The organism is Paenibacillus aurantius (assembly GCF_032268605.1).
GTDB classification, from domain to species: domain Bacteria; phylum Bacillota; class Bacilli; order Paenibacillales; family NBRC-103111; genus Paenibacillus_AO; species Paenibacillus_AO aurantius.
Genome location: NZ_CP130318.1, coordinates 3,774,450 through 3,796,287, shown reverse-complemented (window position 1 = coordinate 3,796,287; position 21,838 = coordinate 3,774,450). Strand labels below are relative to the sequence as shown.

24 protein-coding genes, 1 pseudogene and 1 riboswitch are annotated in these 21,838 nt (G+C 55.5%); all 25 genes and pseudogenes read left to right on the top strand.

Features of this window, described 5'->3' with window-relative positions:
- The first annotated feature begins 113 nt into the window (after window positions 1-113).
- The 25 genes and pseudogenes from spoIIAA (at window position 114) to ccsA (ending at window position 21,821) form a co-directional block, all read left to right on the top strand.
- Window positions 114-467 carry an anti-sigma F factor antagonist gene (gene spoIIAA / locus MJA45_RS17115; protein WP_315603118.1) on the top strand — a complete coding sequence of 118 codons (354 nt, stop codon included), beginning with the start codon at window positions 114-116 and terminating at the stop codon, window positions 465-467.
- Window positions 464-910, top strand: a complete 447-nt coding sequence (gene spoIIAB, locus MJA45_RS17110; protein ID WP_315603117.1) for an anti-sigma F factor — start codon at window positions 464-466, stop codon at window positions 908-910. The genes spoIIAA and spoIIAB overlap by 4 nt, the downstream gene beginning before the upstream one ends.
- Before the next feature lie 11 nt (window positions 911-921).
- The gene (gene sigF, locus MJA45_RS17105; RefSeq protein ID WP_315603116.1) at window positions 922-1,677 is read left to right on the top strand and encodes an RNA polymerase sporulation sigma factor SigF; all 756 of its coding nucleotides are present in this window, start codon (window positions 922-924) and stop codon (window positions 1,675-1,677) included.
- 131 nt (window positions 1,678-1,808) lie between these two features.
- Window positions 1,809-2,243 carry a YhjD family protein gene (locus tag MJA45_RS17100; protein ID WP_315603115.1) on the top strand — a complete coding sequence of 145 codons (435 nt, stop codon included), beginning with the start codon at window positions 1,809-1,811 and terminating at the stop codon, window positions 2,241-2,243.
- Window positions 2,244-2,393: 150 nt separating this feature from the next.
- The gene (locus MJA45_RS17095; RefSeq protein ID WP_315603114.1) at window positions 2,394-3,047 is read left to right on the top strand and encodes a stage V sporulation protein AA; all 654 of its coding nucleotides are present in this window, start codon (window positions 2,394-2,396) and stop codon (window positions 3,045-3,047) included.
- Window positions 3,028-3,447 carry a stage V sporulation protein AB gene (locus MJA45_RS17090; RefSeq protein ID WP_315603113.1) on the top strand — a complete coding sequence of 140 codons (420 nt, stop codon included), beginning with the start codon at window positions 3,028-3,030 and terminating at the stop codon, window positions 3,445-3,447. Before MJA45_RS17095 ends, MJA45_RS17090 begins: the two co-directional genes overlap by 20 nt.
- A 99-nt stretch (window positions 3,448-3,546) precedes the next feature.
- Window positions 3,547-4,884 carry a diaminopimelate decarboxylase gene (lysA, locus tag MJA45_RS17085; protein WP_315603112.1) on the top strand — a complete coding sequence of 446 codons (1,338 nt, stop codon included), beginning with the start codon at window positions 3,547-3,549 and terminating at the stop codon, window positions 4,882-4,884.
- A 26-nt stretch (window positions 4,885-4,910) separates the two neighbouring features.
- Window positions 4,911-5,342: a peptidylprolyl isomerase gene (locus MJA45_RS17080; protein ID WP_315603111.1), complete on the top strand. Its 432-nt coding sequence runs from the start codon at window positions 4,911-4,913 to the stop codon at window positions 5,340-5,342.
- A 35-nt stretch (window positions 5,343-5,377) separates the two neighbouring features.
- Window positions 5,378-5,558, top strand: a riboswitch (FMN riboswitch).
- Window positions 5,559-5,888: 330 nt separating this feature from the next.
- Entirely contained in the window at window positions 5,889-6,998 is a 1,110-nt protein-coding gene (ribD, locus tag MJA45_RS17075) for a bifunctional diaminohydroxyphosphoribosylaminopyrimidine deaminase/5-amino-6-(5-phosphoribosylamino)uracil reductase RibD (protein WP_315603110.1), read from the top strand.
- Complete coding sequence (gene ribE / locus MJA45_RS17070) at window positions 6,998-7,660, top strand: riboflavin synthase (RefSeq protein WP_315603109.1); 663 nt, start codon at window positions 6,998-7,000, stop codon at window positions 7,658-7,660. The genes ribD and ribE overlap by 1 nt, the downstream gene beginning before the upstream one ends.
- A 20-nt stretch (window positions 7,661-7,680) precedes the next feature.
- Window positions 7,681-8,916 carry a bifunctional 3,4-dihydroxy-2-butanone-4-phosphate synthase/GTP cyclohydrolase II gene (locus MJA45_RS17065; protein ID WP_315603108.1) on the top strand — a complete coding sequence of 412 codons (1,236 nt, stop codon included), beginning with the start codon at window positions 7,681-7,683 and terminating at the stop codon, window positions 8,914-8,916.
- A 110-nt stretch (window positions 8,917-9,026) separates the two neighbouring features.
- Window positions 9,027-9,497 carry a 6,7-dimethyl-8-ribityllumazine synthase gene (ribH, locus tag MJA45_RS17060; protein WP_315603107.1) on the top strand — a complete coding sequence of 157 codons (471 nt, stop codon included), beginning with the start codon at window positions 9,027-9,029 and terminating at the stop codon, window positions 9,495-9,497.
- Complete coding sequence (locus MJA45_RS17055) at window positions 9,497-10,144, top strand: zinc metalloprotease (protein ID WP_315603106.1); 648 nt, start codon at window positions 9,497-9,499, stop codon at window positions 10,142-10,144. Before ribH ends, MJA45_RS17055 begins: the two co-directional genes overlap by 1 nt.
- A 15-nt stretch (window positions 10,145-10,159) precedes the next feature.
- A complete protein-coding gene (locus MJA45_RS17050; RefSeq protein ID WP_315603105.1) occupies window positions 10,160-10,942 on the top strand; it encodes a segregation and condensation protein A in 783 nt (260 codons plus the stop codon).
- Complete coding sequence (gene scpB, locus MJA45_RS17045) at window positions 10,911-11,522, top strand: SMC-Scp complex subunit ScpB (RefSeq protein WP_315603104.1); 612 nt, start codon at window positions 10,911-10,913, stop codon at window positions 11,520-11,522. The genes MJA45_RS17050 and scpB overlap by 32 nt, the downstream gene beginning before the upstream one ends.
- Before the next feature lie 123 nt (window positions 11,523-11,645).
- Window positions 11,646-12,347 carry a DUF2953 domain-containing protein gene (locus MJA45_RS17040; RefSeq protein WP_315603103.1) on the top strand — a complete coding sequence of 234 codons (702 nt, stop codon included), beginning with the start codon at window positions 11,646-11,648 and terminating at the stop codon, window positions 12,345-12,347.
- Window positions 12,348-12,518: 171 nt separating this feature from the next.
- On the top strand, window positions 12,519-13,676 hold the full coding sequence (locus MJA45_RS17035) for a YsnF/AvaK domain-containing protein (RefSeq protein ID WP_315603102.1): 1,158 nt from the start codon (window positions 12,519-12,521) through the stop codon (window positions 13,674-13,676).
- Between the two features lie 319 nt (window positions 13,677-13,995).
- Window positions 13,996-14,424, top strand: a pseudogene (gene ytfJ / locus MJA45_RS17030) (GerW family sporulation protein); the annotation flags it as partial.
- Window positions 14,425-14,955: 531 nt separating this feature from the next.
- On the top strand, window positions 14,956-16,104 hold the full coding sequence (locus MJA45_RS17025; RefSeq protein WP_315603101.1) for a D-alanyl-D-alanine carboxypeptidase family protein: 1,149 nt from the start codon (window positions 14,956-14,958) through the stop codon (window positions 16,102-16,104).
- Window positions 16,105-16,181: 77 nt separating this feature from the next.
- Window positions 16,182-16,781: a nucleoside recognition domain-containing protein gene (locus tag MJA45_RS17020; RefSeq protein WP_315603100.1), complete on the top strand. Its 600-nt coding sequence runs from the start codon at window positions 16,182-16,184 to the stop codon at window positions 16,779-16,781.
- Between the two features lie 8 nt (window positions 16,782-16,789).
- Window positions 16,790-17,323 (top strand): spore maturation protein, encoded by a 534-nt coding sequence (locus MJA45_RS17015; protein WP_315608045.1) that lies wholly within the window; start codon window positions 16,790-16,792, stop codon window positions 17,321-17,323.
- An 89-nt stretch (window positions 17,324-17,412) separates the two neighbouring features.
- Window positions 17,413-18,162 carry a pseudouridine synthase gene (locus tag MJA45_RS17010; protein WP_315603099.1) on the top strand — a complete coding sequence of 250 codons (750 nt, stop codon included), beginning with the start codon at window positions 17,413-17,415 and terminating at the stop codon, window positions 18,160-18,162.
- Between the two features lie 129 nt (window positions 18,163-18,291).
- The gene (locus MJA45_RS17005) at window positions 18,292-18,825 is read left to right on the top strand and encodes a redoxin domain-containing protein (protein WP_315603098.1); all 534 of its coding nucleotides are present in this window, start codon (window positions 18,292-18,294) and stop codon (window positions 18,823-18,825) included.
- A gap of 36 nt (window positions 18,826-18,861) precedes the next feature.
- Window positions 18,862-20,550 (top strand): cytochrome c biogenesis protein ResB, encoded by a 1,689-nt coding sequence (resB, locus tag MJA45_RS17000; protein ID WP_315603097.1) that lies wholly within the window; start codon window positions 18,862-18,864, stop codon window positions 20,548-20,550.
- On the top strand, window positions 20,547-21,821 hold the full coding sequence (gene ccsA / locus MJA45_RS16995) for a cytochrome c biogenesis protein CcsA (protein ID WP_315603096.1): 1,275 nt from the start codon (window positions 20,547-20,549) through the stop codon (window positions 21,819-21,821). The genes resB and ccsA overlap by 4 nt, the downstream gene beginning before the upstream one ends.
- The last annotated feature ends 17 nt before the right edge of the window (window positions 21,822-21,838 follow it).

Below are 21,838 nucleotides of genomic sequence, written 5' to 3'. Positions count from 1 at the left end.
TTGTTCTAAAGATCATCAAGGAATCCCATTCCCGGATCTTTCTTCGGTAACCCCGTCCAGCCCAAGTGCCGGAGGGTGCGGTTATCCGTGAAGCAGCGGAAGGAGTGTATCGATTGAGCTTACAAATGGAACTCGAGCAGAAGCGCAAAACGTTGATCGTCCGCCTGAAAGGGGAATTGGACCATCATACCGCCGAAACGGTCAAGATGGGAATGGAGGAGGCCATCGAGAAGGGTGCCGTCTCCCACGTCATCCTAAGCCTTAAGGACCTGTCCTTCATGGACAGCTCGGGTCTCGGGGTCATTCTCGGGCGTTACAAGCTGATCACCGGCCGCGGCGGCAAAATGGTCGTCTGCGACGTGAATCCGTCGGTTTACCGGCTGTTCGAAATGTCGGGCCTGTTCAAAATCGTATCGATCCAGGAAAACGAGCGTCAAGCGATTTCCAGTCTGGAGGTCGTATCATGAGCGGAGCCAATTTTATGAAGCTGCAGTTTGCGAGCCGTTCTGAGAATGAGGCGTTTGCCCGGGTGGCCGTGGCCTCGTTCATTTCCCAGCTGGACCCGACGATGAATGAGCTGACCGACATCAAGACGGTCGTATCCGAAGCGGTCACCAACGCCATTATTCATGGATACGACAATGATCCCGACCAAACCGTCACCATCACGTCCGAAATCGACGGCGATACGGTACGGATCACCGTGGAGGACGAAGGGGCGGGCATTCCCGACCTTGAGCAGGCGATGCAGCCGCTGTATACGTCCAAACCCGAGCTGGAGCGTTCCGGAATGGGCTTTACGATTATGGAAAACTTTATGGACCATGTGGAAATTGAGACCGGAGTGGGGCGGGGAACCGTCGTTCGGATGATCAAGCGAATCGAATCCAAAAAAGCGCTTTTTAATTAGGGGTCTGGTCTATGAATTCAGATTTGAAGCATGCCTCTCACAGCTATCTGGACGACAGTGAAGTCAAACGGCTGATTGCCTTGAGCCAGTCCGGCGATCCGATTGCCCGGGATACTCTCGTCAACTGCAACATCCGTCTCGTCTGGTCGGTGGTTCAGCGTTTCCTTAACCGGGGCTACGAAGCGGACGATCTGTTCCAGATCGGCTGCATCGGCCTGCTGAAGTCCGTAGACAAGTTCGATCTGTCCTACGATGTCAAATTTTCGACGTACGCCGTGCCCATGATCATTGGGGAGATTCAGCGTTTTCTGCGGGACGACGGTACGCTGAAGGTGAGCCGCTCCCTTAAGGAGCTGGCGAACAAGGTGCGCAAGACGAAGGATGAGCTGTCCAAAACGCTGGGCCGCCTTCCTACGATCAGCGAGGTGGCCGAGGCGCTCGGCATCTCCCCCGAGGATGTCGTCTTTGCGCAGGAGGCGAACAAGCCGCCGTCCTCCATCCACGAGACGGTGTTCGAAAATGACGGAGATCCCATTACGCTGATGGATCAAATATCGGACGAATCCCAGGAGAAGTGGTTCGAGAAGCTGGCGCTGAACGAAGCGATCGGCACGCTGAATGAACGGGAGCGGCTCATCGTCTATTTGCGGTACTTCCGGGATCAGACCCAATCCGAAGTAGCAAGCCGGCTCGGCATCTCGCAGGTGCAGGTGTCCCGGCTCGAAAAGAAAATTTTGCAGTCGATCAAAGACCAAATCGCCCAATGACGATTTGGTCTTTTTTCTGTGGAGAAAGGGAAAGCGGGGAAGAAATAGGGCTCGGGCCCTAAAGAGAATTGCATAAGATAGTCAAGGGCGCATATAATAAGAACAAACGTTCCGATTGGGAGGACAGTCTTATGGAGCAGGAACCGACATCCGAACCTTCCGCCCGGCTTGCCGGGGCGGCGGCCGGGGAGTCCGCTTTTCGCGTCCCCGGAACCTTGGGACTTCAGGATCAGGCGCTGATCAAGGAGTTCATCCTTCTGCCGATTCTGCTGACCGTGCTGGAGCGCAACCGCATAAAAATCGAGAGCAGCACGATGAAGCTGAAAGCGGCCTATCTCGAAATGCTCGATAAGGTCATGAAGACCGTACATACCGATTTAACTGCTGTCCGTAGGCAGCTGCGCCGCCGGGGTGTCCAGGTTTATCTGGAAACGAAGGATGAGGAGGGAATCCGCCATCTCTACGTCTACCAAGGCTACAGCGACCGCGTCTTTCTCCGCTGGGTCTTTGTGGAGGCGGAGCTGCGCATCCGGTTTGCCGCCTACTTTGGCTACGAGATCCATTAGCGGCCGGACCCTGCCTCTTCCAGTACGCAGGGAATCCCGCCCGACGGGACATAATTGTCTTCCCTTTTTGGCATACTTTGTTAAAGAGTGCGGCTTCCTCCCTGATGAATGGACGAGGGGGGGAGACGCCAGCCAAAGAGGTGATGGAGAGTGGACCAACCCGACAATTCCGTGCTCTATATCCGCTTCCGTAAGAGGACAGCCCTGAATCCGGACGAGCCCATCCGCCTTAGCCAGATTGCCCAGCTGCTGACCGGGCCGGAATGGGACCATAAGCTGAAGAGCTTGATCATCCGGCAGCCCGGTCCTCTGGACGGCAATATGCTTCTGATCGATATTCTGGAAGTCATCCGTGCCATAAAAGCCGTCGCCCCGCATCTGGTCATCGAGCACTACGGAGAGCCTCATGCCCTGGTGGAGATCGCCGCCAAACCCAAGCCTCCCCGCCTGGTCCTTGTCGTGCTGGTCTGGCTTGTGCTTTTTATCGGATCAGGTCTCGCGATTATGAACTTTCATGCCGACGTGAGCATGCTCAAGGTTCACCAGCGCATCTACGAGCTGTTGACCGGCCGTCAGTCCGAGCATCCGTATTTTCTGCAGATTCCCTATTCGCTCGGCATCGGAATCGGGATGGTTCTCTTCTTCAATCATTTGTTCAAGAAGAAGTTCAACGAAGAGCCAAGTCCTCTGGAGGTGGAGATGTTTCTTTACCAGGAGAACATGAATCACTATATCATCACCGAAGAGTATATGAAGCTGCAGGGGAAGAAGGATGCCGAAGCCCATGTGGACAACCGTTCTTGATCTGCTGGAGATTCTGATCGGGCTCGCGGGCGGAATTGCCGTCGGAAGCGGGATGGTGGCGTTTCTCGTCGTGCTGGACATTATTCCGAGGCTCACCCAGGTGACCCGGTCTCACCGTTATATTCATTGGTACGAAGGCTCGGTCATAGCCGGTTCGCTGTATTGGACCTTTGCCGACTTCTTCAACTGGGCGGGCCGGCTAACGCTGTTCTCGACGGTCGTGACCGGCCTGCTCGCCGGAGGCTTCGTGGGCCTTCTGGCGGCGGCCCTAACCGAGGTGATCAATGTTCTCCCCATCCTGGCTAAACGGATCGGCATGAAGAAGTATATGATGCATATGCTGTTCGCGATGATTCTCGGGAAGGTGCTCGGGTCTTTGTTCGAATGGCTTGTCTATTGAAAGGCCGGAAAAACACGGTACCTGTCAGGATTGTCAGATCCGTATCCGTATGTTACTTTAATAAGTAAAACGATTTTACGGATGAAAGAGGAACCAGTCATGTACCTACACGGAACGAGTCAAATCAACGGACAGGGCCACCTTCAGATCGGCGGCTGCGATACGATGGAGCTTGCCGCGCAGTTCGGCACTCCGTTATATGTCATGGACGAGGCGCTCATCCGCCAAAGATGCCGGGAATTCGTCCAAGCTTTCCGGGCCTCCGGGCTTTCCTTCCAGGTGGCCTATGCGAGCAAAGCCTTTTGTGTCATGGCCATGTGCCGGCTGGTGGAGGAGGAAGGCCTTTCGCTCGACGTCGTATCCGACGGGGAGCTTCATACCGCCCTGCAGGCCGGGTTCCCGCCGGAGCGGATTCATTTCCACGGGAACAACAAGACGCCCTACGAAATCGAGATGGCCTTGGATGCCGGGATCGGATGCTTCGTCGTCGATAACTTTACCGAGCTTCACCTTCTGAACGCCATCGCCGCCGACCATAAGAAGTGCGCCCGCATTCTGCTGCGCCTCACGCCGGGCGTGGAGGCCCATACGCATGAATATATCACGACGGGCCAGGAGGATTCGAAGTTCGGCTTCAACATGAACAACGGCTCCGCCTTCCGGGCGGTGGAAGAGGCTTCCAAGCTTCCCCATATCGACCTGCTTGGCATTCACTCTCATATCGGCTCCCAGATCTTCGAGGTAGAGGGCTTCAAGCTGGCCGGAGAGAAGATGATCGGCTTTGCGACCCGCGTTCGTTCCGAGCTCGGGGTGACCTTCAAGGTCGTGAACCTGGGCGGCGGCTTCGGCATTCGTTATGTAGAGGGAGACACGCCTCTTCCGGTCGGCGATTATGTCAAAGCCATTACGGAAAATATCCTCTCCCATTTCACAAGCCACGACTATCCGGTGCCGGAAATCTGGATTGAACCGGGCCGCAGCATCGTGGGCGATTCGGGAACCACTCTATACACGGTGGGGAGCACGAAGGACATTCCCGGCGTCCGCAAATACGTGGCCGTCGACGGCGGAATGACGGACAATCCGCGCCCGGCGCTCTACCAGTCCCAATACGAGGCGATGCTGGCCAACCGGGCGCGGGATAAGGACGAAGAGACGGTCTCCATCGCCGGCAAATGCTGCGAGAGCGGAGATATGCTGATCTGGGATGTGAGCCTGCCCAAGGTCAACCCGGGCGATCTGCTTGCGGTGGCGAGCACGGGAGCCTATAATTATGCTATGGCAAGCAACTACAACCGGATCCGCCGCCCGGCCGTCGTCTTCGTCAAGGACGGCCAAGCCGACGTCATCGTCAAGCGGGAGTCTTACGAGGACATCACCGGCAACGACGTCATTCCGGCCCGGTTGTGCAAGGAAGCCGTTAACACTACCCCATAAATCGCAGCACAGGAGGAAATCCAATCATGACCAAACAAGCCCAGATCAAAATGGCAAACGGCGACGAAGTCGTCATCGAGCTGTTCGAGAAAGATGCTCCTAACACGGTAGCCAACTTTGAGAAGCTGGCCAATTCCGGCTTCTACAACGGCCTTGTCTTCCACCGTGTTATCCCCGGCTTCGTAGCCCAGGGCGGCTGCCCTAACGGAACGGGCACCGGTGGCCCCGGCTACCAGATCAACTGCGAGATCAACCCGAACAAGCACGAGCGCGGGACCCTCGCGATGGCACATGCCGGCCGCAACACGGGCGGAAGCCAATTCTACATCTGCTATGCGCCGCAGCCGCATCTGGACGGGCAGCATACCGTCTTCGGCAAAGTCATCAAAGGCATGGAGCACGTAGACAAGTTCCAGGGCCGCGACAAGATGGAAACGGTCCAAGTGGTAGAGGTTTAAGGTACCTACCGGGCAAGTCAACGAATAACATAGATACAATCCTTCGGGGCAGGGTGAAATTCCCTACCGGCGGTGATCCGGGAACGGTTGACGTTCCCGGTCAGTCCGTGACCCGTGCTGACGGCGAGCATTCGTATGCAGCCTTATGACCCGTCAGCCGGTGGACCTGGTGTGAATCCGGGACCGACAGTATAGTCTGGATGGGAGAAGGAGAAAGCAGCAAGGAAACGCGCAGGTTTTGTTCTTTTTTTCACATGCAAAGGCCAGGTTGAGGAGAACCCGAACAACGGTCTTCTTCGGTTGGCTTGCCAGTGAGCAAAGCCGGGCTTCCCTACAAGGGGAGGCTTCTATGCGTTTGGAAAGCTTCGTTCGGAGCTTTCTTCTTTCCTTGCCGCTTCCTTTTACCATTCAAGCCCCTGTCACGAAAACAGGGGCTTTTTGGTTTGGCCTGGTGCCTTATCCGGTAACTTTGTTGGCAAGATGCGCACGAAAAGTAAGGCATTAGGGGATGGGGAATCCATTAAACGGGCAAGGCGGGTGGGAAGCATGGACTTGTTGAATCATGACTATTACATGGATCTGGCCTTGAACCTGGCACGGGGCGCAAGAGGCCAGACCGGGATCAATCCTGTTGTGGGCTGCGTGATCGTCAAGGACGGCCGCATTGTCGGCATGGGGGCCCATCTGGAGCGGGGAGCCGCTCATGCCGAGGTCCATGCCTTGCAGATGGCCGGGAAGAACGCTGAAGGCAGCACGGCTTATGTCACGCTCGAACCGTGCTCCCACTTCGGCCGGACCCCGCCGTGCAGCGACCGGCTGATCGCGGAGAAGGTAGCCCGCGTCGTGGTGGCCTGCCAGGACCCCAATCCGAAGGTGGCGGGAACCGGCATCGCCCGCTTGCGGGCAAACGGCGTCGAGGTGACGGTCGGGGTCCGCGAGGAAGAGGCCCGGAGGCTGAACGAGATGTACAACAAGTACATCGTGACCGGCCGGCCGTTCGTTACGCTGAAGACGGCCAGCACGCTCGACGGCCGCATTGCGAGCCGGACGGGGGACAGCAAGTGGATCACGAATGAGCACTCGCGTGAATTCGTTCACACGCTGCGTCACCGGCACCAGGCCATCATGGCCGGAGTGGAGACGGTGATTGCCGACGACCCGTCCCTCACGACCCGCCTCAGCGTCCCGGCTCTCCATCCGGTCAAGGTGATCGTGGATTCGACCCTCCGTACGAATCCGGAATCGAGGCTCTTTAACCAGCAGGGGAAGGTCATCCTGCTCACGACGGAACAGGCGCCGAAGGACCGCCGCCTTCTGCTTGAAGCGGCCGGGGCCGAGCTGGTCACGGCCGGAGAAGGGCCGAAGGTCGATCTGCCGCTTGCCCTGGAGCTTCTGGGGAAGCTCGAGATCGCCTCCGTTCTGCTCGAGGGCGGAGGCAAGCTTAACGGAGCCATGCTGGAAGCGGGCTTGATCGACAAGTGCATCCTCTTCTACGCTCCCAAAATCATTGGAGGTGCCGACGCACCGGGCAATTTCCAATTCGGCGGATTCGAGCGGATGGATGACGCCATCCGGCTCGAACGGACCGAGGTGGAGATGTATGGAGAAGACATTTGCCTTACCGGCTATCCCGTGTATGGAAAGGAGAAGCCTTGATGTTTACAGGAATTATTGAAGAAATTGGCACGATGTCCCGGATTGCCCGTCAAGGGCAGGCGATGATCCTGACCATAGCCGCTTCCAAGATACTGGAGGACGTTCATCTCGGGGACAGCATTTCCGTCAATGGAGTCTGCCTGACGGTGGTCGCGTTCGACCGCTCGTCCGTCACCATGGATGTCATGCCGGAAACGTACCGCCATACGAATCTGAAGGGGCTTAAGCCGGGCGACCGGGTCAACCTGGAGAGGGCGATGGCTGCCAACGGCCGGTATGGAGGCCATATGGTGCAGGGCCACGTGGATTCCCCCGGGACGATAACCGGCCGGCAGCCGGAAGAGAACGCCGTCGTGTTCACCGTTGAGCCTGACGATGCGGGGGCCCTCAAGTATATCGTTCCCCGCGGTTCCATCACCCTGGACGGCATAAGCTTGACGGTCATCCGGGTTACGGATGCGACGTTCAGCGTCTCCATCATCCCGCACACGCTGGCTCAAACGATACTGGCGGATAAGCAGCCGGGAGATATGGTGAACGTGGAATGCGACATGATGGGCAAGTACCTCGAACGCCTGTTGACCTTCCGCGAGGCGGGGGAGCCGGTCAGGAAGACGGGACGCCTAACGGAAAGCTTCCTCGCCGAGCACGGCTTCAGGTAAAGAGCAAAGGAGTGGTAACCATGTCAGAAGAGATAAAATTTGATTTGATCGAAGAAGCCATTTATGATTTGATGATGGGGAAAGTCATTATCGTCGTGGACGATGAGGACCGGGAGAACGAAGGAGATTTTATCGCCTTGGCCGACAAGGCTACCCCGGAAGTCATCAACTTTATGATCAAGGAAGGCCGCGGCCTGGTCTGCGTTCCAATCACCGAGGAGCGGGCGAAGGAGCTGGATCTTCCTCCGATGGTGGCCCGCAACACCGATTACCACGGAACGGCGTTCACGGTTTCCGTCGATCATGCGGATACGTCTACCGGCATTTCCGCGCATGAACGGTCGAGGACCGTACAGGCGCTGATCGACCCGGCCACGAAGGCTCATGAATTCCGCCGGCCGGGGCATATTTTCCCGCTCGTGGCGAAGAATGGCGGAGTGCTCCGCCGTGCGGGTCATACGGAAGCCGCGGTGGATCTCGCCCGGATGTGCGGATCATACCCGGCCGCGGTCATCTGCGAAGTGATCAAGGAAGACGGAACGATGGCGCGCGTCCCCGATCTCATGAAGTTTGCCCGGGAGCACGGCCTGAAGCTCATTACGATCCGCGATCTGATCCGCTACCGCAATGAGAAGGAGAAGCTGGTGACCCGTGAGGTCGAAGTCCGCATGCCGACCGATGCCGGAACGTTCCGGGCCATCGCCTATACGAATGAGGTCGACGGCAAGGAGCATGTGGCGCTGGTCAAAGGTACGATTGACGGCTCCGTCCCCGTGCTTGTCCGCGTCCACTCCGAATGCCTGACGGGCGATGTCTTCCACTCCCACCGCTGCGACTGCGGACCCCAGCTGGAAGCCGCTCTGCAGCGCATTGAGGAAGAGGGCACCGGCGTCCTTCTCTATATGCGCCAGGAGGGAAGAGGAATCGGCCTTATTAACAAGCTGAAAGCTTACCGTCTCCAGGAAGAAGGATTGGACACGGTCGACGCGAATATTAAACTAGGCTTTGCTCCCGACCTGCGGGATTATGGAATCGGGGCCCAGATTTTGAAGGATATCGGAGTGCGCCAGATCCGGCTCTTAACGAACAATCCGCGCAAAATCAAAGGCCTGGAAGGCTACGGCATGGAAGTGGTGGAACGGGTGCCGCTGCAGATGAAGGAGAACGAAGACAACACGAACTACCTTCATACGAAGCAGGAGAAGCTTGGCCATATGCTGACCTTTGTGGAACAGAACGAAACCTCCGCCAAGTAAGCGCCAATGCCTTATCCGCAAATGAAGTTCAGCTTCTCGCCAATAAAGTTACCGGATAAAGCACCAGAACCATACACCGTTATTTAACCGTTGAGAGGATGAAGAGAACCATGGGTAGAATTTATGAAGGACATTTGGTTTCGGAGAATGCGAAATATGGGATAGTAGCCGGCCGCTTTAACGAGTTTATCACCGGAAAGCTTCTCTCCGGCGCGCTGGACGCCTTCAAGCGTCACGGAGCCGGGGAAGCCGACGTGGATGTGGCCTGGGTACCGGGAGCGTTCGAAATCCCGCTTGTTGCCCAGAAATTGGCCGAAAGCGGACGGTATGATGCCGTCATTACAATCGGCGCGGTGATCCGCGGATCGACGCCTCACTTCGATTATGTGTGCAGCGAGGTCTCCAAAGGGGTGGCGGCGATCAATCTCAAAACCGGCGTGCCGACGATTTTCGGCGTCCTGACGACGGATTCCATTGAGCAGGCTATCGAGCGCGCCGGTACGAAGGCCGGCAACAAAGGCTGGGAAGCGGCAGCGGCTGCCATTGAGATGGCAAATCTGGTCAAGCAACTGAAAGCCTGATGGAGGTTGCTTCTCCTTTTCTCGATTTTGAAACGCTCCTCTACCGGGTCGCGGCCTTTGTTCTGGTCGTGACCCTGCATGATTTCATGCAGGGGGCTCTGGCTCTGGCCTTTGGCGACAGGACGGCCAAGGAGCAGGGGAGGGTCACGCTCAATCCGGCCGCGCATTTGGACTTCCTGGGCCTTGCCATGATTCTGTTCGGTCCATACGGCTGGGGACGGCCGGTTCCCGTGACCCCGGCGAACTTCCGCAAGAGCCCGCGCCTCAGCACATGGCTCGTCTATGGGATGGGCCCGATTCTTTACTTTCTGCTTGGGCTTCTGTTCTGGTGGCTGTATTTTGCCGTACCCTTTGAGGAAAGCGGGCCGGCGACCTGGGCCGTGCTTTTGCTGAAAGAGACCCTCCACTACTGCTTTATCGTCAGCATCCTTCTCTGCATTCTTAACCTGCTTCCCTTGTACCCGATGGATGCGGCCAAAGCCATTCTGGTTACGGCGGGGAAGCCGGCGGAGGAAAGAAAAGGGGCCTTTGCCTGGGGAAGCTTTTTTCTGCTAACGGTCATGTTGGTTACTCCGCTTGGGCAGCATTACCTGGAGGCTATCTTCCGGCTTTTCAGCCAATGGATTATGCACAGCTATGCTATTTGACAGGGGGGCTATGGAGTGAAGGTAACGTTTAAACTGGAAACATTTGAAGGCCCCCTTGATCTTCTTCTTCATTTGATTGACAAATCGGAAGTGGACATTTACGACATTCCCATCAAAATGATCACCGACCAGTATATGGAATACCTGGGCATGATGCAGGAACTCGAGCTGGAAATTACCAGTGAATTTCTGGTGATGGCCGCCACGCTTCTCTCTATCAAAAGCAAGCTTCTTCTGCCGAAGCCGCCCGTTCTGGAGATGGAATGGAACGATTACGAGGACGAAGGCTACGACCCGAGGGATGAGCTGGTTCAGAAGCTGGTGGAATACCGCAAGTTCAAGGAAATTGCCGATCATTTGCGGGACAAGGAGCTGGAGAGAAGCCTGATCTTCACCCGGGAGCCGGCGGATTTGACCCCTTTTCTGCCCATAGACCAGGAAAATCCGGTGGAGGGCCTTCAAGTGGCCGATCTCGTCTGGGCGTTCCGCAAGGCTCTGCGCAAATTGGCGGGACGAGGCAAGGTCGCTAAGATCCGCCGGGACGAAATCTCGGTGAAGGACCGGATGAAGGAAGTGGTCGGACAGCTGAAGCAAAGCGGCGGGAAGATTCTCTTCTCCAAGCTGTTTGACGCGGAAATCACCCGGGAGGAGATCGTGGTTACGTTCCTGGCCCTGCTGGAGCTGATGAAAATGAAAAGGATCTTGTGCTACCAGCACAAGCTTTTTGAAGATATTGTTATACAGGCCAGAGAGGAAGGAAGCATCGATGGACTTGCAGCGGATGAAATCCGTTATTGAAGGGCTTTTGTTTGCCGCGGGCGATGAAGGGCTGGATTTGAAGCAGCTCGCCGATGTTATCGAGATGGATGACTGGGAAGCGGAAGCGCTGGTCAAGGAGCTGCAGAAGGAGCTCAAGGAAGCGGGCCGCGGGGTGCAGATCGTCGAGCTGGCCGGGGCTTACCAGATGACGACGCTCGTCGAGCATGCCCCTTATTTCGAGCGTCTGGCCCATTCCCCCTCGCGGTCCTCGCTTTCCCAAGCGGCCTTGGAGACCCTGTCGATCGTCGCTTACCGCCAGCCGATTACCCGGGTGGAAATTGAAGAGATCCGGGGCGTTAAATGCGACCGGGCTTTACATACACTGGTGACCAAGGAATTGATTGAGGAAACCGGCCGTGCGGAAGCGGTGGGCCGGCCGATTCTTTATGGCACGACCAAGCAGTTTCTCGATTATTTCGGACTCCGTTCCATTGAAGAGCTTCCGGAATCGTCGGCGTTCGAAACGGAGACGGATCTCGAGGAAGAAGCGAGGCTGTTGTTCGAGAAGCTGGATGGGGGACAGCTGACGATGGATGATCTGGGCGAAGAGGAATCGTAATTTTTTGCATTTTTTCCAACCTTTTGCGAATACTAACTCCGAGAACCACAGCCGGTACGCCCGGCAGGGAACGGGGTTTTTTGTTTTTTTGTCTAGTTTAACCTGAGAAGGCGGGGATGCGTTATGTTCTGGATAGGGTTACTTCTCTTTATCGTTCTGGCCGTGGCCGTCATTCTATGGAGCGATATTCATATTCTGGCCCGTTTCTCCCGGGTAAAGGATAATGACAAGTTGACATTGGAGATTCGGATGCTTTTTGGGTGGATTCGCTATAAGGTGAAGATTCCGACTATGAATTTTGAAGGATTCCGGAAAGGCTTGAACCTGAAAGTAAAAGGAAAGAGCCCGAATGTCCAAGCGGGACAGTTTGAAGATACCCAGCAGATTACCAAGGAAAGCCTGGAGCAATGGTACCGGACGGCAAGAAGGGTCCTGAATGAGATCTTCAGCTTCTCCGACTGGTTCCGGGATACACTGGCCAAGGTAAGGTGTACGGACCTTCGCTGGATCACCAGAATCGGAGTAGGGGATGCGCCGGAAACGGCTATCCTGACCGGAATCGGTTGGGGGATCAAGTCTTCCCTCCTGGGGTATGTCTTCAAGTTTATCCGGCTGGACACCAAACCGAAGATTCATATTCAGCCGCATTACAACGAAGTTATGTTTTCGACGGAGGCGGAAGGAAGAGCTCAGATTCGGGTGTTTTATGCCATGCTTGCCGGAATTTACCTTGTCATCCGCGTGGTAAAAGTCAACGGGGGACGCAAAACGTGGCGCCTGATCCGGACGAGAAAGTTTTTTGACCCGGGGGTTCAGCAGCCTTAAAAAGAAGCACGAAAGGAACCTTCGGGTTCCTTTTTTTGGTTTCAAAAAGGGGGAAAACAGGAAAACGGAAGAAAAGGCCTGTTTAGGCAGGGGACTAAGGGGTTAAATACATATCGTGTCATGCTGGTGATAGTCCAAAAGTTCCATAAAAATTTTTGGGAGGGAATCCAAATGAACGAAAATAATTTGAACGAAAACAAGAAAATTGTCGGTGTGTTTAATACGGAGCAGGAAGCCGTGAAGGCTATCGAGGATTTGAAAAGCCAAGGCTATGCGTCAGAGGATATATCGGTTATTGCCAAGGACAAGGACGATATGAGAAGCCTTACGGACGAGACCGATACCAAAGCCCCAGAGGGCTTGGCAACGGGAGCGGCAACCGGAGGAGTGCTCGGAGGGGTTACCGGTCTTCTAGCCGGCCTGGGCGCATTGGCTATACCGGGAGTAGGGCCGCTGATTGCCGCCGGACCGATCGCCGCCACTCTTACGGGAGCGGCTGTAGGTGCCGGAGCCGGAGGCCTGGTAGGCGGATTGATCGGAATGGGCATGTCGGAGACGGAAGCGAAGCAGTATGATTCCTATGTGAACGAAGGGAAAATTCTTGTCTTCGTTGATTACGATGCCACCCGGGACCACAAAGCCTACGATACGTTCCGTACCCATCATTCCTTGAACGCGGACAGCTACAAGACCTACGATTACGATCCTTCCAATAGAGATACAAGCGATACCGCCACATGGGGATCGACAGCGCGGAATGGGGCCCATACGGCAACGGCTCGGGCCGAGCATCTGGATGACTCGGATGAGCAGAGAAGCCTTAGGCTGCGGGAAGAGAAGCTGGACGTCTCCAAAGAGAGAGTACAGACCGGTGAAGTCCAGCTTCATAAAGAAGTGGTAGAGGAAAACAAGACCATCGACGTTCCCGTAAGCCGGGAAGAAGTCGTCATCGAACGCCATTCCGTTCGGGACGGCCGAACGGATCACACACCGATTGGGGAGGATGAGACCATCCGCATCCCGGTAAGTGAAGAAAAGGTCGAGGTTCGCAAAACGCCTGTCGTTACCGGTGAAGTGTCCATCGATAAGCGAAAAGTGCAGGAAACAAAGGAAGTCCACGATACGGTTAAGCGCGAGGAGGCCCACATTGACCGTTCCGGCAACCCGTCCGTAAGAGGCGAGGGACTTTCCGATTCCCGTGAATTCGGATCGAGCGAGTACAAGTCGGATGAGTGGAATTCCCGTTCCCGCGATCTGGATTCGCGGCTGTCGGATGACCGTCCCCGAAATTCGAACCTGGATTCCGATAAAGGCTACAATAACCGCTAAAAGGAAATAAGCTGCCGGCGACGGCAGCTTTTTTTCTGTACCTGCCAGCCGGACGAGTCCGGCTGGTTTTTTTGGTTATACGAATAATTTAAGGGAAGACAGCAAAGGATTTATATACACCTTAACCGGGACGAGGCCTGCCGTTTCGATCCCTTTACCGTTGGTGTCTAAATAAACCGGCCTTCACCCTACATAAACCTCGTGAGGCCGGGCATGCTAACAAATGCTGAACATTATAAATGCAGACGCCATCTCGCTTTTTGAAAGATGCGACGGGCTGCAGCCTAGGCATTTTAGTTCAACTAAAGGAGGAAAAGCAATGACGGACCATCCTATTCAAGGATTAATGAAAACCGCGATGGAAAACATTAAGGAAATGGTCGACGTTAACACAATCGTTGGCGATCCGGTGGAAACGCCGGATGGAAGTGTCATTATGCCGATTTCCAAAGTGGGCTTCGGGTTCGCGGCGGGAGGAAGCGAATTTGTTTCCGAGAACGAGCACGAGGGTGTAGGCATGGAAGCCAGACACGCTCACGTGGCTCTTCCTTTCGGCGGCGGGAGCGGCGGCGGGGTATCCATTACGCCGATCGCGTTTCTGGTGGTAGGAAAGCAGGGCGTCAAAATCGTTCCGCTTGACAACCAAACTCACCTGTACGAGCGCCTGATCGACTCCGCCCCTCAGGTGGTGGACAAGATCCAAAGCATGATGAAAAAACCGATGGCGGGAGGGGCTTCGATGGGAACCGCCGGCCAGATGCCGCAAAGCACTCCAACGGCCCAGACCTCCGGTACCCAAACGGGATACAGCAGCCAGATGAATGCCACGACGAGCACGACTCCAACCATGAGTGCGACCGGTAACTTCGGGTATGCCACTTCCGGCCTTACCAACCCGCTTACCTCCAGTGTAAGCAACCCGCTGGCTTCCGGCATCACCCTGGGGTCCGCACTTGGCTCTACCCTGCCGGCCACCGGCATGACCATTTCGTCGACGACAACTTCTACTCCGTCTGCTTCTGCTTCGACGGCCGGAACGGCAACCAACTCCACGGCAGGAAGCGCCAGCGCCAAAACGAACAAGAACAACTACTCGAACACGAGCGACGACTACGATTTCTAAGCTATAGCGGGCCAGAGACAGCCCTGTCCGTGGACATCACGGCAGGGCTGTTTTACGCTTTCGCTTCTTTACCGATAACTTGTCCGGCCCAAGGGACATGTTCCTCGGGCCGTAAGCATATGTTATACAAGACTATGTCTTCCGGGAGTGGAAAAGATGAAACGGATGCTGATCACGGCATGCGCAATAGTGCTCGGCTTAACCGCCTGGAGCACCGGTTCATCCCGCGTGCTTGCTGTGGAACCCATTACGACCCATGCCCAAGGGGCCGCTCTGATCGACGTGACCTCCGGAAGGATTCTGTACAGCCAACAGGGAGACCGTCCTATGCGGATTGCCAGTCTGACCAAAATCATGACGGCGATCGTCGCGATAGAAAAGGGCGACATTTCCGATATGGTAACCGTCGGCCCCAATGCCTACCGCAAGGAAGGGTCCTCCATTTACTTGAACCTTGGGGAGAAGATCAGTCTCGAGCATTTGCTCTACGGCCTCATGCTGCGTTCGGGGAATGACGCGGCCACGGCCATTGCCGAACACGTAGGCGGCTCGGTGGAGGGGTTTGCCACCCTGATGAACGCCAAGGCCGAGGAAATCGGAATGGACCATTCCCATTTCATGAACCCAAGCGGGCTTGACCACAACGAGCATTACGCCAGCGCCAACGATATGGCCAAGCTCACCGCTTACGCCCTCAAAAATCCCAAGTTTCGCGAAATCGTCAAAACGCCGACCAAAAAGGTGCCGAGGGAAAACCAGCCCTGGGATAGCGTCTGGAACAACAAGAACAAAATGCTGAAAATATACGACGGAGCCGATGGGGTCAAAACGGGGTATACCAAACTGGCTCTCCGCTGCCTCGTTTCCTCGGCCACCCGGGGCACCCAGCAGCTTGCCGTCGTCACCCTTAACGACTCGGATGACTGGGCGGATCACAGCCGCCTGCTGGACTACGGATTTCATAATTATCCGCTTCAGACGCTCGTCGTTAAGGGGGCGGAGGTCGATGGAAAGGGAAGAACAGCCTATTCGTTCGAATACCCGCTTGCCGAAGAAGAAAAAGCGTCCGTGCGTAAAGTGACCGTTTGGGAGCCGGCCCGTTCCCTTAACGCCAAGCTGGGATCGCCGGGACAGGTTCAGGTTTATTTGGGCGAACGGAAGATAGGGGCCGTACCGCTGTCCGCAAGCCAGCCGGCCGCGGGAGGAGTTCTCCAACAAGCGGGAGTAGAAGGAGATCCGGCTTCGCCGGATCCTGGCTTCGGCCAGGTGCTCCGCAGGGTTTGGAAGACCTTGTTCGAGCTGTAAGGAGTGCCCGCAGCAAGTCTGGCACGTGTACCAATTAAGCCGGTTACCCGCCGGCTGACCTCGTGGGGAGGAGAACCATGGTTAATCTTATTTGGCTGTTTATGATCGTGGCCGGGTTCGTGGTGGCCGCGGTACAGGGGAGAATCGAGCTCGTGACACAAGCCGTGTTTGACGGGGCCAAAACAGGGGTGACCGTCTGCTTCGGGCTGATCAGCATCCTGGTTTTCTGGCTCGGCATGATGCGGATTGCCGAGGATGCCGGTTTACTTGAACGGCTGTCGCGGATGCTCTATCCCATCGTCCGTTTTCTGTTTCCGAGCGTTCCGGCTAATCATCCGGCGGTCGGGTATATCATGTCGAACATGAGCGCCAATATCCTGGGACTCGGAAATGCCGCAACCCCGATGGGAATCAAGGCGATGCAGGAGCTTCAGAAGCTTAATCCTTACAAGGATGCCGCCAGTCCGGCCATGTGCACCTTACTCGCTCTAAATACGTCTTCCATTACTCTGATTCCGACCACCCTGATCGCCATCCGGATGAATGCGGCCTCGCTCAATCCCGCAGAAATCGTGGGGACGACGCTGTTTGCAACCGCTGTCTCGACGGCCGCCGCCATTCTCGTGGACCGCTGGTACCGGCGCAAAGCCGCTCCCCTGCCTCCACTGAAGGGGTGACGGTGTCCATGTATTCGATCATTACCGCCATTTCGGCCTGGGCCATTCCCATCATCATTGTCTTTATTCCGCTCTATGCTTCTTACCGGAAGGTGCCGGCTTACGAATCCTTCGTGGAAGGAGCCAAGGACGGGTTCCAGACGGCTGTCTCGATCATTCCCCATTTGGTGGGGATGATGGTAGCCATAACCGTGTTCCGGGCTTCCGGAGCGTTGGACCTGGTGATGGATGTCATCAAGCCGCTGCTCGCCCGGATAGGAATTCCGGGCGAGGTGTTCCCGCTAGCCATTCTCCGTCCTATCACCGGTGCGGGATCGCTTGCGTTTACCACGGATCTGATTCATCAGTTCGGGCCCGACTCCATGATCGGGAGAATCGCTTCCACGATTCAAGGAAGCACGGATACTACGTTGTATGTCATTACCGTCTATTTCGGGGCGGTGGGCATCCGCAAGGCGGGATATGCCCTTAAAGTCGGCCTTATCTCCGATGCGGTGGGGTTCGTCTCCGCCATTCTGATCTGCTATCTCGTCTTCCGCTGACTCCCTCGGGAGTTTTTTGCGTTTCCATGGCGGGCAACTTGTGATTTTACCCCAGGATGGGTATTATTAGCTTGAGGTGAACCGACAAAATGGAACGTTTGCAAAAGGTTTTGGCCCAGGCCGGCTTGGCTTCGCGCCGAAAATGCGAGGAATACATAACCCAGGGCCGGGTGGAAGTAAACGGTGAGCAGATCCGGACGCTTGGAGCGAAAGTGGATCCCGTAAGCGATGTTATCAAGGTGGATGGACGGCTGATCAACAGGCAAAACAAAATCTACCTTGTTCTGAATAAACCGAAGGGTGTCATCACAAGCGCCAAAGATCCGGAAGGCCGAAAGGTGGTCACGGATTTCCTTCCGGGTGTTAAGGAAAGAGTTTACCCAATTGGCCGGCTGGATTACGACACGGAAGGCCTGCTTCTGCTTACCAATGATGGGGATTTCGCCAATCTGCTGACGCATCCGAAGCACCATGTGCCCCGTACCTATCGGGCTACGGTGAAAGGAACGCCGCATGGCACCCTGCTGGAGAGGCTTCAGAAGGGCATTATGCTGGAGGACGGAATGACGGCGCCGGCGGAAGTGGATTACCACGATGTGAACCCGGAGAAGAACGAGTCGGTCATCACGATCACGATTTACGAAGGCCGTAACCGGCAGGTGCGCCGGATGTTCGAGGCGATTCATTTTCCGGTCATCAAACTGAAACGAATTAAGTTCGGCCCCCTGCTCCTAAGCGGGCTTCCGAGAGGCAAGTTTCGTCCTTTGACGACGGAAGAAATCGAAGAGTTGAAGAAGGCGGCGCTTGAGGCGGGACCATCCTCTGAGGAAAACGGCTGACGGTGCCGTTTTTCCTTTATATGTGACCGACTTCACATAATGTTCAAAAGGCAAAAGAGGAGATTTCGCCAAAATTCGCTATAATGGAGTTTGAACGAGTATAGAAACTATAGAATGATAAGTTTGAAGGTGATCCGTTTGGGAAAACGTAACAAATGGGTGCAGATTTCCATTCTGGTGGTGGTTCTCGTCATCGGAGGTCTCACCATGGCCGGCAGCGTCTTCAAGGACGACAAGCTGCCTCGGGTCGGCGACAAAGCCCCCGATTTCAAGCTGGCCGGGCTGGACGGTCAAGTGCACCGCCTGTCCGACTACAAGGGGAAAGCGGTGATCGTTAACTTCTGGGGCACCTTCTGCGAGCCCTGCCGCAAGGAGATGCCAGATATCCAGCAGCAGTCCAAGGAATGGGCGGATTCCGCCGTCGTGCTGGGGGTTAATGTGATGGGGGAGAGCAAGGTAACGGTCAAAAGCTTCATTGATCAGGTTAAGGTGGACTTCCCGATCCTTCTCGATCCCGATGACGCGACACGCAGAAAGTACGGCGTGGCCGATTTTCCCACCACCTTCTTTATTAACCCGGAAGGCAAAATCGTGCAAATCGTTACCGGACCGCTGAAGGAACAAGCCATCCGGCAGACGTTATCCGCTATTCTGAAGAAGTAAGCGGTTGGGTTAGGCAGGCTTTAGGAGGTATCGCGATTGTTTGAGAATACGAAATGCGAATGCGGACACCAGAATCCGCTGGGCACGCTGCTCTGTGAATCCTGCGGGAAACCGCTGGAGGACAAAGACGGAACGGCGCCGCTCGAAATGAGATACGACGGGATGGCAAGACGGTCCCAGAAGGAAAACCCCGCTCTGATCGACCGGGTATGGAATTTCTTCTCCTCCGTCAAGATCGCCGTCTACCTTATTATTATCACTCTTCTGGCCTCGGCACTGGGAACGGTGTTTCCCCAGGAGAATACGTTTATTAGCATGGATCCCTCGGTCTACTACAAGGAAACCTATGGAACATTAGGCGACCTTTACTATCGTCTGGGGCTCTCGCATACCTTTGACTCCTGGTGGTTCATCGGACTGCTCTTTATGATTGGAACTTCGCTCGTGGTATGCAGCCTGGACCGGGTGCTTCCGCTGTACCGGGCCCTGAACAAACAGCAAATCCGCAAGCACCTGAGCTTCATCCTCCGGCAGAAGGTGTCCTATGAAGGAGAATTACCCGCCGTGCCCGTTCAGACGGAGGGGGAGACTTCCGGGCCATGGATGAAAGAAGCGTCCCAAGCCCTGCGCAAGAAGCACTACCGCGTTCACCTGGATTCCGACGGACAAGCCCTTCTCGCGGAAAAATACCGGTTCAGCCGCTGGGGGCCCTATATTAACCATATCGGCCTTATTATTTTTCTGCTTGCCGTTCTGGCGAGGAGCATCCCCGGCTGGCATATGGACCAATACATGGGCTTTCTGGAGGGACGGGCCGTCAAAGTGCCGGAAACGCCCTATTACTTGAAGAATGAGAAATTCACGGTGGATTATTATTCCGAAGAAGAAATGTCGGAGGGCTTCAAAGAACGTCAGCGGGATGTCCCTAAAACCTATATGACGAAGGCGGTCCTCTATGAGTGCACGGAGAATTGCGACGATCCGTCCAAGGAACCTGTTCTGAAGGAGGTCCACCAGCAGAACATTGAGGTGAACAAGCCTCTCCAGTATAAGGGCTTCATGGCGTACCAGTTCGATTACAAAGAAACCCCAATGCTGCTTTCCGTTAATCCTACGCTTAAGAATCCTCAGACGGGTGAAGCTTACGGCAAAATTCACGTGCCGATGTTCAATCCGCCCTCTGGGTTTGATGCGGGGCCCTACCACTTGGAAATCAAAAATTACTTCCCGGATTTCGGTCTAGACGACAAAGGGCAGCCGATGACCAAATCCCGGGATCCGAAGGCGCCGGCTTTTATTTTTACCATCACCGGGCCCGGACTTGATTCGCAAGGGGACGTGTACTTGTACTTTCCCCGCCAGGTGGACAGACAGATTTACCGGCAGGACGAGCTGAACGGCAAGCTGGCGCAGAAGCTAGACCTTTCGGCATCCTCCATGGACGATGTGGAAATCGCCGCCTACACCAGCTACCTGAATATCCGCAAGGACACGGCGATGCCTTATATCTGGGTGGGGGCGGCCATTTCCATGATCGGTTTGATCATGGGCTTCTATTGGCAGCATCGCCGGATCTGGCTCCGGATTGATGGGAACCGGCTCGCTCTCGGTGCGCATACGAACAAGAACTGGTTCGGGATCCGCAAGGAAGTGGCCGATGTTCTGCATAAAACCGGAATAGTCGTAGATTCTAAATCGCTGGAAGCGGGAGGACCTTCATCGTGACTTCGTTAACCGATTCAATCAGCTCTTGGAGCTCCAATTTCTTTATTATCGCCTTCGCTCTTTACTGCGTGGCCTTTCTCCTGTTTGTGGTTTCCTTAACAGGGAAAAAGTGGAACCACGGGGATCCGGAAGCCCACACCCGCAAATGGGGCGGGACGGCTTTCACGGTAACGCTGATCGCCTTTCTCTGCCATCTGATCTTCTTCTTTACCCGATGGTATGCGGGCGGTCATATTCCGACCAGCAACATGTATGAATTCATGACTTTCCTCGGCATGATGATCGTTCTGGCTTTTATCATTGTTTTCCTGCTGTACCGCAAGCATGTGCTCGGCGCGTTCGCACTTCCCGTTGCGATCATCATCCTGGCTTACGCGGCGGTCTTTCCTCAGGAAATTCAGCCGCTCATTCCGGCGCTGCAAAGCTATTGGCTCAAAATCCACGTCACCACCGCCGCAACAGGGGAGGCCTTCTTCGCCGTCGGCTTCGCGGGCGGAATCATGTATCTACTTCGCAGCATCGATTTCACGGACCGGTCCCCGTCCGCGCGCAAGGAACAGAAGTGGCTGGAGTTTACCCTGTTGGTCATGGTCATGATCATCGGCTTCGTCGGGTCCATCTTCTCCTTTAACGCGGCGGGTTACAAAGCGAAGTTCACGGAAACCGTGACCTATACGGACAAAGCGGGCGTGGAGCAGACCATGGAACAGGAGACGCTGTATGTTCTTCCTCCGCTTGTGATGCCCCACAACGGGCAAACGATAGAAATGACTCCGTTTCTCGGAATGAACGAGCCTCTTTTCCGGGCGCCCTCCTGGATGAAAGGAGCGTCGGCGGGACGGAAGCTGAACACGGTGATCTGGTCCGTCCTGTCCGGCCTGATCCTATACGGCGTATGCCGGCTGATTGCCCGCAAGCCGCTCGGGGCCGCGATCGCGCCTCTCATGAACGGTCTGGATAAGGAGGATCTCGATGAGATCAGCTACCGTTCCATTGCCATAGGCTATCCTATCTTTACCCTGGGAGCCCTGATCTTCGCCATGATCTGGGCGCATGAGGCCTGGGGACGCTTCTGGGGATGGGATCCGAAGGAAGTGTGGGCTCTCATTACCTGGTTGTTCTACGCGGCCTACCTGCACCTGCGCCTGTCGCGGGGATGGACGGGGAAACGTTCCTCCTGGTTGTCCGTAATAGGTTTTATCGTCGTTATGTTTACCTTGATAGGCGTTAACCTGGTCATTGCCGGCCTGCACTCTTACGCAGGGGTTTAACGGCGGACCAATAGTCT

Coding starts and splice junctions, on each gene's coding strand:
- spoIIAB (WP_315603117.1), top strand. CDS start 464: ATGAGCGGAGCCAATTTTATGAAGCTGCAGTTTGCGAGCCGTTCTGAG.
- sigF (WP_315603116.1), top strand. CDS start 922: ATGAATTCAGATTTGAAGCATGCCTCTCACAGCTATCTGGACGACAGT.
- MJA45_RS17100 (WP_315603115.1), top strand. CDS start 1,809: ATGGAGCAGGAACCGACATCCGAACCTTCCGCCCGGCTTGCCGGGGCG.
- MJA45_RS17090 (WP_315603113.1), top strand. CDS start 3,028: ATGTGGACAACCGTTCTTGATCTGCTGGAGATTCTGATCGGGCTCGCG.
- lysA (WP_315603112.1), top strand. CDS start 3,547: ATGTACCTACACGGAACGAGTCAAATCAACGGACAGGGCCACCTTCAG.
- MJA45_RS17080 (WP_315603111.1), top strand. CDS start 4,911: ATGACCAAACAAGCCCAGATCAAAATGGCAAACGGCGACGAAGTCGTC.
- ribD (WP_315603110.1), top strand. CDS start 5,889: ATGGACTTGTTGAATCATGACTATTACATGGATCTGGCCTTGAACCTG.
- ribE (WP_315603109.1), top strand. CDS start 6,998: ATGTTTACAGGAATTATTGAAGAAATTGGCACGATGTCCCGGATTGCC.
- MJA45_RS17065 (WP_315603108.1), top strand. CDS start 7,681: ATGTCAGAAGAGATAAAATTTGATTTGATCGAAGAAGCCATTTATGAT.
- ribH (WP_315603107.1), top strand. CDS start 9,027: ATGGGTAGAATTTATGAAGGACATTTGGTTTCGGAGAATGCGAAATAT.
- MJA45_RS17055 (WP_315603106.1), top strand. CDS start 9,497: ATGGAGGTTGCTTCTCCTTTTCTCGATTTTGAAACGCTCCTCTACCGG.
- scpB (WP_315603104.1), top strand. CDS start 10,911: ATGGACTTGCAGCGGATGAAATCCGTTATTGAAGGGCTTTTGTTTGCC.
- MJA45_RS17040 (WP_315603103.1), top strand. CDS start 11,646: ATGTTCTGGATAGGGTTACTTCTCTTTATCGTTCTGGCCGTGGCCGTC.
- MJA45_RS17035 (WP_315603102.1), top strand. CDS start 12,519: ATGAACGAAAATAATTTGAACGAAAACAAGAAAATTGTCGGTGTGTTT.
- MJA45_RS17025 (WP_315603101.1), top strand. CDS start 14,956: ATGAAACGGATGCTGATCACGGCATGCGCAATAGTGCTCGGCTTAACC.
- MJA45_RS17020 (WP_315603100.1), top strand. CDS start 16,182: ATGGTTAATCTTATTTGGCTGTTTATGATCGTGGCCGGGTTCGTGGTG.
- MJA45_RS17015 (WP_315608045.1), top strand. CDS start 16,790: ATGTATTCGATCATTACCGCCATTTCGGCCTGGGCCATTCCCATCATC.
- MJA45_RS17010 (WP_315603099.1), top strand. CDS start 17,413: ATGGAACGTTTGCAAAAGGTTTTGGCCCAGGCCGGCTTGGCTTCGCGC.